Origin of the sequence: Sporosarcina koreensis, assembly GCF_001531445.1 — a bacterium.
Lineage (GTDB): Bacteria > Bacillota > Bacilli > Bacillales_A > Planococcaceae > Sporosarcina > Sporosarcina koreensis_C.
This window is the reverse complement of record NZ_LQYA01000101.1, coordinates 58,918-65,301: the sequence shown is the minus strand read 5'-3', so window position 1 is coordinate 65,301 and position 6,384 is coordinate 58,918. Positions and strand designations below refer to the sequence as shown.

Annotated in this window: 4 protein-coding genes; all 4 read left to right on the top strand. The window is 41.7% G+C overall.

All coding sequences use genetic code 11. From position 1 onward, the window contains the following. Positions 1 to 78 precede the first annotated feature (78 nt). The 4 genes from AWV70_RS12115 to AWV70_RS12100 all read left to right on the top strand — a co-directional run bounded on the left by AWV70_RS12115 (position 79) and on the right by AWV70_RS12100 (position 6,275). Complete coding sequence (locus tag AWV70_RS12115) at positions 79 to 1,650, top strand: S9 family peptidase (protein ID WP_060207402.1); 1,572 nt, start codon at positions 79 to 81, stop codon at positions 1,648 to 1,650. Positions 1,651 to 1,721: 71 nt separating this feature from the next. Continuing rightward, positions 1,722 to 2,963: a M20/M25/M40 family metallo-hydrolase gene (locus AWV70_RS12110; RefSeq protein WP_060207400.1), complete on the top strand. Its 1,242-nt coding sequence runs from the start codon at positions 1,722 to 1,724 to the stop codon at positions 2,961 to 2,963. A 94-nt stretch (positions 2,964 to 3,057) separates the two neighbouring features. Continuing rightward, complete coding sequence (gene aspA, locus AWV70_RS12105) at positions 3,058 to 4,479, top strand: aspartate ammonia-lyase (RefSeq protein ID WP_060207398.1); 1,422 nt, start codon at positions 3,058 to 3,060, stop codon at positions 4,477 to 4,479. A gap of 260 nt (positions 4,480 to 4,739) precedes the next feature. Continuing rightward, complete coding sequence (locus AWV70_RS12100; RefSeq protein WP_060207396.1) at positions 4,740 to 6,275, top strand: bifunctional metallophosphatase/5'-nucleotidase; 1,536 nt, start codon at positions 4,740 to 4,742, stop codon at positions 6,273 to 6,275. The last annotated feature ends 109 nt before the right edge of the window (positions 6,276 to 6,384 follow it).

Genomic DNA, 6,384 nt, shown 5'->3' with positions numbered 1-6,384 from the left:
ATCAAGCCATTTGGTGAATTTGAAGATCGGATACTCTCGGTCTTTCATTCCCCATCTGGAAAGAGCTCCATCGTAGGAATGGATACTCAAGGAAATGAAAAACAACAATTTTATTTGATTGACGAGGACGGAAATCAGGAAGGACTTGTTGTCTCCCCGGAATACTTTCATAATTTCGGTGGATGGTCGACAGATGAAAGTAAAATAGTGTATTCAAGTAATCGCCGCCATAGCGGATGCTTTGATATCTTTACGCTGGATCTTGCGACAAGGGAAGAGAAAGCGGTTTTTGAATATGACGGAAATTGTAATCCGATTTGTTGGGTTGCCAATAGCGACAATGAAGTCATTATAAGTATTCAAAAAACAAATATTGACAACGCACTTTACATTTTAAATATCGATACAGGTGAAAAAAGCAAGATTGGTCCAGCTGATGTCTCTGCTCGATATAAGTCGGTTGTATTATCGAAACAAGAAAGGGCTTCTTTTGTTTTATCCGATTTTGAAAATGATACGCTGGCGATTTATAAATATAAGATTGATCAACCAGAAATTCTGGAAAAGCTCGTTGATGAGCCCAAATGGGATATTGAAGAAATTTCACTTGCTCCGAATGAGGAAGCATTGGTCTATAGTGTGAATGTAGGTGGGACGTCAGTTCTGAAAATGTATACTATCGCAGATAAAACGATTTCTGAATTGAAAAATGTACCTGAAGGAGTTATCAATTCAATATCTTGGTTAGATAAGAATCGTTTTGTTTTCGGCTTGAAAAGCCCTGTTATGCCCGGCGATATTTTCATCTACTCAATCGACAAAGCGGAAGCAGTACGTGCCACTTATCTTGGCGTGTCGAAAGAAATCGAACATTTTTGGACGAAGCCTGAAATCTGTACGTTCAAGTCCCATGACGGTCTAGAGGTTCCCTATTTTTATTACACAAATGAGGAAAAACCTAAAGCGACAGTTGTATATGTACATGGAGGTCCCGAAAGCCAAATCAAACAAGACTTTAACCCTGTCATTCAATATTTAGTTTCAGAAGGATTCGCAGTTGTTGCTCCTAATGTCAGAGGCAGTATGGGATATGGCCGCACCTATTTACAATTGGATGATCGAAGAAAGCGAATGGACTCGGTTGCTGATCTTGCAAGCTTAGTAGAAGATCTTGTAACAAATAAAGGAATTGAAAGAAATAACATTGGAATTATGGGAAGAAGCTATGGTGGATTTATGGTACTTGCAGCTATAACCCATTACCCAGAACTTTGGGCGGCGGGAGTTAATATCGTAGGAATCTCACACTTTAAATCATTCCTTGAAAATACGGGCCCTTGGCGTCGCAGATTAAGAGAATGCGAATATGGTTATTTAGGAGAAGACGATGATTTCTTTGAAGAAATAGCGCCAATGAATCATTTATCAAAGATACAAGCACCTTTACTCGTGTTTCACGGACGGAACGATACGCGCGTGCCAGTTAGTGAAGCGGAACAACTGACAAAAGAAATGCTTGAAATGAAAAAAGACGTTGAGCTATTTATTTTTGAAGATGAAGGTCATCAAACAGATAAACTTGAAAATCATATTACGCTGAACACAAAAGTTGTAGAGTTTTTCAATAAGCATTTATTGGTGACTTGTTAACTTCATGACAACGAATACAGTTGAGTTTTTGATCATCACCTAAATACTTCACAAGTGGGGGACTTGTCACTATGAATGCATTGAAATTGGAAATCGTTGAGACAGTCAAAGAGCTAGCAAAAGATGAAAAAGTGAAAGAAGCGCTCGATTTTTTGAAAACAGATAATGATGCGACGACAAATGAGCAAATTGAGTTAACAGGAATTGAAGCACCTACATTTGATGAATGGACCAGAGGAAAGGCATATAAGGAAAAACTTCAGCAATTGGGTGTTCAGGAGATCCAGGTGGATGAAGTCGGAAATGTGTTCGGCATACGCAAAGGAACTGGGAAAGGTCCTTCGCTTGTACTTTGCGCGCATCTCGATACAGTTTTTCCTGCAGGAACCGATGTTAAAGCGAAGTGGATTGATGGAAAGGTTTATGCACCGGGTATTGCGGATGACGGTCGTGGGCTGGCAGTTGTCCTAACGATCCTTCGTGCGCTGAATTTTGCAGACTTGGAAATGAAAGGTGATTTGATTATTGGAGCGACAGTCGGGGAGGAAGGACTGGGAGATTTACGCGGGGTGAAGCACTTATTTGCTGCACGCGATGATATCGATGGCTTCATTTCCATAGAACCCGGGACTCCTGAAAGGATCACCTATTTGGCAACGGGGAGTAAACGGTATTCTGTCACATATAAGGGACCAGGTGGCCATAGCTTCGGCAGCTTTGGTACAGCGAATCCAGTTCATGCGCTTGGAAGAGCGATTGCGGGTATTTCTGTTCTAGAGACGCCTGCCGAGCCGAAAACTACGTATAATGTCGGTGTCATCAGTGGTGGAACTTCGGTAAACACGATATCGGAGTCAGCAAAAATGATCATAGACCTCCGTTCCAATTCGGAAGAGGAGTTAGCGATACTTGATGGAAAGGTGCTTAGCATACTACGGCAGGCGGCAGCTGATGAGAATTCATTTAGAGAAAAGTCTGGCGAAGTGACCGTGGATATCGAATTGGTTGGAAATCGACCTGCAGGCAGCCAAAGCCCTGAGGCAGACATTGTACAGACATCGATGGCTGCCGCAACTGAACTAGGATTTGAACCAACTTTGGAGAGTGCTTCCAGTACGGATTCGAATGTGCCAATTAATCTTGGTATCCCAGCCGTTACACTTGGCGGCGGAGGAGACGCAGGAGGATTCCATACGCTAGAAGAATACTTTGACCCGACGGATGCTCATTTCGGTGCGCAAAAAATTTTACTGACAGTTTTAGGTCTTCTTGGTTGTGGGAAAACGAGTGAGCCATTGCTCGCGAAACGTTAAGGGGAATTTTGGAATGAACATCATGGCATTGGCTATGTGTAATTTTGTGAAGTAATACTAAAGAGGCGACGATGCAAGGAAAGGATAAGGAAAAATGAGCGTATTTCTTGGGAGAGTCGAGAAAGATTTTTTAGGAGAAAAAGAAGTTCCAGATCATGTTTATTATGGAATTCAAACTATGCGAGCAACGGAAAATTTCCCAATCACGAAAGAGCGAATCCATCCCGAATTAATTCGTGCAATAGGAATCGTGAAAAAAGCCGCGGCTACCTCGAATATTCTTGTCAATGATTTGCCCGAAGATGTGGGAGCGGCAATCATCGAAGCTGCAAACGAGATAATCAATGGAGAATTGCTTGATCAGTTTATCGTCGATCCGATCCAAGGGGGTGCAGGCACTTCATTCAACATGAATGCGAATGAAGTTATTGCTAACCGCGCACTTGAAATCATGGGGCACGAAAAAGGCAATTATACGATGATAAGTCCGAATAATCATGTGAACATGTCCCAATCGACAAATGATGCTTTCCCTACAGCAATTAAAATTGCAACACATAAATTGGTTAATCAGCTGCTAGATACGATGGAACTGCTTGTGGATCAACTAAAGGTGAAGGAAAAAGAATTTGACGGGATTATTAAAATGGGAAGGACGCACTTACAGGATGCTGTTCCAATAAGACTTGGCCAAGAATTCGGTGCGTATCGAAGAGTAATCGAACGAGATATCGAGCGTATTGGGAGAACAAGAACGCATCTGTCCGAAGTCAATATGGGTGCCACGGCAATCGGTACAGGGCTGAATGCGAATGTAAGATACATTGAAACTGTTGTAGAGCAGCTTTGCTTGATTAGCGGCCTGCCCTTGAAATCCGCCGATAATCTAGTTGACTCCACACAAAATACTGATAGTTATACCGAACTATCTTCGGCTTTGAAAATATGCATGATCAATCTTTCGAAAATGGCAAATGATTTACGGCTTATGGCATCTGGACCAAGAGCCGGTCTGGGGGAATTAAATCTTCCGTCCAGACAACCTGGCTCCTCCATCATGCCTGGTAAGGTAAATCCAGTCATGGCCGAAGTGCTCAATCAAATTGCCTTCCAAGTTATCGGCAACGATCATACCATCAGTCTCGCATCGGAGGCTGGCCAATTTGAATTGAATGTAATGGAACCTGTCCTTGTTTACAATTTATTGCAGTCATTAACAATCATGAAAAACGGTATTCAAGTATTCCGGGAATATTGCCTAAGTGGCATTACTGCAAACATCGATCAAATGCAAGAGAACGTTAATAAAAGCATTGGTACAATAACAGCGCTCACTCCATACATCGGCTATGAAATGTCATCGAAGATAGCGCGCGAATCATTTGAAACGGGCATCCCGGTCAAGGAGCTATGCCTTCATTACCAAGTCCTCACAATCGATGAAATAAACACCCTGCTCAATCCCTATCAAATGACCGAATTGAAAAGGGAAAATACAGCAGATGCCGTTTCGTAAAACCGGTAAATCCTGTGCCTGTGCAGCACGCAATTCAGTTTATTAACTATAACTGTATATTTTCAAAGAGAAAAGCCAGTCATAATTGCTAATGACTGGTTTTTATTTGTATATTCATGTTTCTTGATGAATTGTCATAAATGTGTCTAGCACAGGCACCGGTTTAATTATTATTATATTTGACGTTAAGTTATTGTAAATTTCATTTAACTTTAGAAGTATTTGAGCTATGATGGTTAAAAATCTAGGAGGTTATGAAAATGAAAAGAAAAAGAATGCTTTCGCGAATACTTTTAGCTGTTCTCTTGTTGTTCTCGATTCGTCAAGTTCCCCATGTCAGTGCATCCTTCTCCGATCTACCACTAGAGAAAAATGAACGTAAATCAGCAACAATTTTGTATTTTAATGATGGCCATGAAATCAGCCCGGTTGTGAATCAATATGGAGACCGGGGAGGGGTTGCTCGCCTGATGACTGTCCTTGAATCTGTCAGAGCAGAGAAAGGTGATCCCATCGTGGCATTTGGTGGTGATTTGGGTGGAGGTACGTTGTTTGGGGGAGTCTTCAAGGGCTTTCCAATGGTAGAAGCCTTTAATGAGATGAAAATAAATTATGCAAACTTCGGACAGCATGATTTTGATGCAGGTGTCGGGAATGCCAAGGAACTTGTAGAGCAGTCTGAATTCCAATGGGTAAGCTCTAATTTAATTGATGCAAATGGGAAGCCTTTTGCCAATGTGCCGTCATTTGTAATTGAAGAGCGAAATGGAATTGTAATTGGAATGATTGCTTTGACAGACAGCATGCATACTACGGTACAGACGGATGAGGTGATCCAAGCTGACCTCATTGAATCTGCTAAGCAGGCAGTCGAGGCGATTCAGGAAGAGGCGGAAGTCGATGTGATTGTCGCATATACGCAGCAGCCACTAACAAAAGACAAGGAACTGCTAGTACAAGTTCCGGAAATCTCGTACGTCTTTTCGGAAGAAGAGTTTGAAAACATGTCGACTCTTTACCAAATGGAAGACCGTTTTGTAGCCAAAGCAGAAGGGAATCTAGGGTCCGTCATTCAACTGGATATTACGAAAGAGAACGATAAAATTACCCTTGAAACGAAGTTTTTGAAGGTTAATGAAACGGTAAAACCGCATGAGGGATTACAGAAGATGGCGAATAAGTATCAGGCACAGCTTGAAAAGGAATTAGGACAAACCATTGCGACTGTGACAACAAAGCTGGATTATGGAGCAAATCATGAATCGCGCTTTCAAGAAACCAATATTGGGAATCTGATCGCTGATAGCTTTAGGAACCATTATGATGCTGATATCGGATTGATGAACGGTGGAGGAATCCGTGCCAGCATTGAATCCGGGAATCTAACCTTGAAGGACGCACACTCCGTTCTTCCATTTGGCAACAAACCGGTATTAGCTGAAATTAAAGGTGAAAATATTAAATTAGCATTGGAGAATGGCGTATCAAAAGAGTTAGGGGGTGGCTTTTTACAAGTTGCTGGGTTGTCTTATGCATATGAACCTTCAAAACCGATTGGTGAGCGAGTTCTTTCCATCTATGTAGGAGATGAACCTCTTGATTATAAAAAGACGTATAAAGTTGCACTGCCTAACTTCATTTTTGCTGGTGGAGACGGGTATACAATGTTTACAAATGATAAAATACTTGTCAACGAGTCGAATGCCAAGACAGACGTTGAAATATTTACCGAGTATGTGAAGACATTAGCGACACTTGATTTACAGCCGGAGGGTCGGATTACGGTTAAACAATAGGAATGATGGTTTCAGAGAAGATTGAAAAACCGGGGGCGTGTTAAGCACGTCTGACTCAACTGTCTCAGCCAAATAACCGGACAGAGATGTTATGTTTAATGGAATAGGA

What these genes read in the sequence shown, in the direction of transcription:
- AWV70_RS12110 (WP_060207400.1), top strand. Translation starts at nt 1,722, where the DNA reads ATGAATGCATTGAAATTGGAAATCGTTGAGACAGTCAAAGAGCTAGCA.
- aspA (WP_060207398.1), top strand. Translation starts at nt 3,058, where the DNA reads ATGAGCGTATTTCTTGGGAGAGTCGAGAAAGATTTTTTAGGAGAAAAA.
- AWV70_RS12100 (WP_060207396.1), top strand. Translation starts at nt 4,740, where the DNA reads ATGAAAAGAAAAAGAATGCTTTCGCGAATACTTTTAGCTGTTCTCTTG.
- AWV70_RS12115 (WP_060207402.1), top strand. Translation starts at nt 79, where the DNA reads ATGGATACTCAAGGAAATGAAAAACAACAATTTTATTTGATTGACGAG.